The sequence below is a fragment of the Fibrobacter sp. UBA3629 genome, assembly GCF_002374005.1.
In the GTDB taxonomy this organism is placed as follows: domain Bacteria; phylum Fibrobacterota; class Fibrobacteria; order Fibrobacterales; family Fibrobacteraceae; genus Fibrobacter.
This window is the reverse complement of record NZ_DFLC01000020.1, coordinates 1-3,965: the sequence shown is the minus strand read 5'-3', so window position 1 is coordinate 3,965 and position 3,965 is coordinate 1. Positions and strand designations below refer to the sequence as shown.

General features: G+C 53.0%; 3 protein-coding genes and 1 pseudogene. 1 reads left to right on the top strand and 3 read right to left on the bottom strand.

All coding sequences use genetic code 11. The features are described from left to right. Positions 1 to 491, bottom strand: a pseudogene (locus tag B2310_RS07105) (phosphoenolpyruvate carboxykinase); the annotation flags it as partial. A 256-nt stretch (positions 492 to 747) separates the two neighbouring features. On the opposite strand from B2310_RS07105, the gene glgC reads away from it, so the two are divergent. Then, entirely contained in the window at positions 748 to 1,998 is a 1,251-nt protein-coding gene (gene glgC / locus B2310_RS07100; RefSeq protein ID WP_290729985.1) for a glucose-1-phosphate adenylyltransferase, read from the top strand. 167 nt (positions 1,999 to 2,165) lie between these two features. On the opposite strand, the gene B2310_RS07095 is transcribed toward glgC, so the two are convergent. Together B2310_RS07095 and B2310_RS07090 are read right to left on the bottom strand one after the other, a co-directional pair. Continuing rightward, positions 2,166 to 2,891: a hypothetical protein gene (locus B2310_RS07095; protein ID WP_290729983.1), complete on the bottom strand. Its 726-nt coding sequence runs from the start codon at positions 2,889 to 2,891 to the stop codon at positions 2,166 to 2,168. A gap of 206 nt (positions 2,892 to 3,097) precedes the next feature. Beyond that, a complete protein-coding gene (locus B2310_RS07090) occupies positions 3,098 to 3,814 on the bottom strand; it encodes a hypothetical protein (protein ID WP_290729981.1) in 717 nt (238 codons plus the stop codon). Positions 3,815 to 3,965: the final 151 nt, after the last annotated feature.

Sequence of the window (3,965 nt, the reverse complement as noted above, 5' to 3'; positions counted from 1 at the left end):
GCATTGAAGATGTCGAGAACCTTCTTACCGGCGCGAGTCATGATGTCCATGTTGAGAACAACGTATTCGGAGTCCGTGACTTCGATACCGTTCTTGGAAATCGGGGAGCCGAGCGGGCCCATGCAGAACGGAATCACGTACATGGTACGGCCGTGCATACAACCCTTATAGAGCTTACGCATCGTCTGCTTGAGTTCAGACGGGTCGATCCAGTGGTTGGTCGGACCTGCATCTTCTTCCTTCACAGAGGAAATGAAGGTACGGGATTCGACGCGGGCCACGTCAGACGGGAGAGAACGGAACAGGTAGCAGTTTTCCTTCTTGGCGAGCTTCGTGGCGAGGCCAGCCTTGACGCACTTCTGCATAAGGGCATCGTATTCTTCCTTGGAGCCGTCAACGACAACGACGTTGTCCGGTTCGCACATGGCAATCATTTCATTCACCCAAGTACTGATCTTCGGGTGCTTGATATCGTTAAGGGTAAGACTCATTATGAGCTCCTGTTTGGTTTAACGTTTAGTTTCGATAATTTCGAACGCGGTAAAATTTACAAAAATAAAATCGGAATAGCAGGGCAACACCAGAAAAATGCATATAAAAGCCGCCCAATCCGGCACCTGAGGTCAGCGGTATCACTTTTTTCGATTTTTTCGTGTTTTTTTGCAAAAAAAATGATTTTTCAAAAAAAAATTACATAAATTACGCATGTATACAAGAAATAGAGCTTTAAGCACGAACTGAGGTTTTATGAGTTGGTCTTATTCTAGAGAACATCAGAAAAACATCCTTTGCATGATCATGGCTGGCGGACAGGGAAGCCGTCTGCAGCCCCTCACCCGCGACCGCGCCAAGCCGGCCGTGCACTTTGGCGGAACCTACCGCATCATCGACTTCGTTTTGAACAACTTCATCAACTCGGGCATCTTCAAAATCAAGGTCCTGACGCAGTTCAAGAGCGATTCGCTGAACAAGCACATCTCCGCCGCATGGAACCTGAATGCTAGCCTCGACCAGTACGTGGACCTGGTACCTGCCCAGATGCGCACCGGAGACGACTGGTACAAGGGCACCGCCGACGCCATTTTCCAGAATATCAACCTCATTACCGACGAACGTCCGGATCTCGTGGCCATCTTCGGCGGCGACCATATCTACAAGATGGACATCAACCAGATGATTGACTTCCACCTGAGTCGCGCCGCACTGCTTACGATTGCGGCGATTCCCGTGCCAATCAAGGATGCGCGCGAGTTCGGCATTATCGAAGTGGACCAGGACAACCGCATGATCGGATTCGAGGAGAAGCCCCAAAACCCGAAGGAAATGCCCGGGCATCCGGGCTGGTGCCTTGCAAGCATGGGCAACTACATCTTCACGAGCAAGTTCCTGGTGCGCGAGCTCCTGAAGGGCGCAAACGAAGGTGCGACCGATTTCGGCAAGCACATCATCCCGCGCCTCTACAAGGACTACCCCGTCTACGTCTACAACTTCAACACGAACATCGTGCGCGGCGAACAGGCATCTACCAAGGGCTACTGGCGCGACGTAGGAACGCTCGATGCCTTCTTCGAAGCGAACATGGACCTCTGCTCCGAAAACCCGCCGTTCGACCTGTACAACAACTACTGGCCCATCCGCACGTTCAACTGGAACCAGCCGCCAGCAAGGTTCTTCGCGGGTGACGGCAGCGCCCACCAGGGAGCGGCCATAGACTCCATCGTGTCTTCGGGCTGCATCATCGGCGGCGGAACCGTCGTGAAAAGCATCCTCTCCCCCGGGGTCTCCATTCAGAAGGACGCGCTCGTCGAGGAATCCATCCTCTTCCCGAACGTGACCATCGGCCCGGGCGCAAAAGTCCGTCGCGCGATTATCGAGAAAGGGCTACACATTCCCGCCGGATTCCAGATCGGCTACGACCTGGAACGCGACAAGAAACTCTTCCACGTGACCGAATCCGGCATCGTGGTGCTAGCGAAGGACACGATCATCAAAGCTTAATAAGGCGAGAGTCGCGGACAAGTTTGCTTGTCCATGACCGAGCCGAAAGGCATGCGCTCGACAGAGCGCCAGGCTTAATAAGGCGAACGGTCGATTGCACAAACGATTATATAACAAAAAGGCCCGCACGATGAGTGCGGGCCTTTAGGGTTGGTTATGAAAGAAACTTATTCGCCGGCAGGCTGCGTACTAGAGGAATCCCTCGCGCCCCAGCCCCCCGTACCTCCGCCGGGCATCGTGAAGCTGGAATCACCGAAATTCATGCCACCACCGGGGCCGCCCATTCCAGACATATCGACGACCCATTCGCCGTCCTTGCAGATGTACGTCATTTCGAAGCCATTTCCACCACCCATCGACATGCTTTCGGTTTTCGTCGCACCTTCCTCGTCGCACGTGTTGGCCGCCGCAGTCGCGGCCGAATCCAGCGTCCAGTGACCGTCTTCGCATTTCATCACCATGCCCATCTGTTCCATGGTCTCCCCCGCCTCGCACTTCATCATGTCGGCGATAGAAGAGGAATCAACAGTCCACTGGCCGTCGGTGCACGTCATCTTGATTCCCATCTGGTTCTGCGTGGCACCTTCCTCATCGCACTTCATCATGTCGGCAATGGCCGTGCTGTCAAAAACGAAGGACGAGTCCATCCCCGGAATCGTGCCAGGGCCCACATCGGCAGAACTTGCCGGGGGTACATCGCCCGAATCCGCAGATTCAGCCTTAGCATCGCTGGAAGTAGCAGTCTGCTCACCACCTTCATCGCCGGTCGATGCGCTCGAGAGTGCCGGCTGTTCGTCGCCACCGGTCGCGGAGGCACTTGCGGAATCGTCGCATCCCATGTAAGTGAAGGCCACCGTAAGGGAGAGGGCCAAAGCAAGTTTCTTGAGATTCATTTTTACTCCTTTTTTGGTTAACGGTCTCCCATACGCCCTAAATATACGTCCCGAGAAACTTACACCTGCGTAACTTAAAGTAAATTCAAATTTAACGCATATAAAAAAGCGATCCAAAACACCCCGCACGGGGCTTTTTATCCCAAAAAAGAACCCCGCGACCTTGCGGGGCTCTTTGCTTATTCGTAAAGGTATTGGCGAAGGAACTAGTCTTTAACTACGCCAAGCGTGTCGACCGGCAAATCACCAAAGTCGAAATCCATATCGGGCATATACTCGCCATCCGTACAGACAAACGGCATACCCATAATTTCCTTGGTTTTGCCTTCTTCTTCCGCCGTGCAAACGAACTGTTCTTCCATGGCCCCCTCATCGGGAACCCAAGTGCCATTGACACAGGTCGCCTTCATGACCATGCCACCGAAGTCGACTTCCATTTCATCGCCTTCCTTGTCGCATTTGGCCGTGGCCGCGGAATCAACTTTCCACTCGCCATCCACGCAGACATAAGCAACCTGCATGCTGTTATTTCCCATCGTTATCGTATCGGTCTTGGTGGCGCCTTCCTCGTCGCACGTGTACATTTCGTCCATAGCCTCTTCGTCAGGCATCCAGAAGCCCTCTTCGCAAACAAGGGGTATTTCCTGGCCCATGTACGATTTCGTCTTCTTCGCGCCTTCCTCGTCGCACTTCATCTCATCCACGTCGAATCCGCCCGCGACAGACGAACTGGAGACCGCCTTCCCGTCATCCCCATTCACATCCTTAGACTCGCTGGAACCATCCACGTCCTTCGAATCGCTGGAAAGTTCCTGTTCATCGCCTTCGGTCTTCGGAGAGAATGACGTGGATTCGTCATCACAAGCCACGAAAGCGAACGCCGCGGCGAGGGAAAGAGCACATGCAATTTTTTTGCACACCATAAAAAACTCCTTTTTTAAGTTTAATATAAATATATATCACACTGACCGATATAGGGACATCCTATACGAAAAAAGGTCAAAATATGATCGAAAACACACTCCGGAACGCAAAGGCCCCGGCTCAAAGTGAGCTGAACCCAAAAAGTTGGAC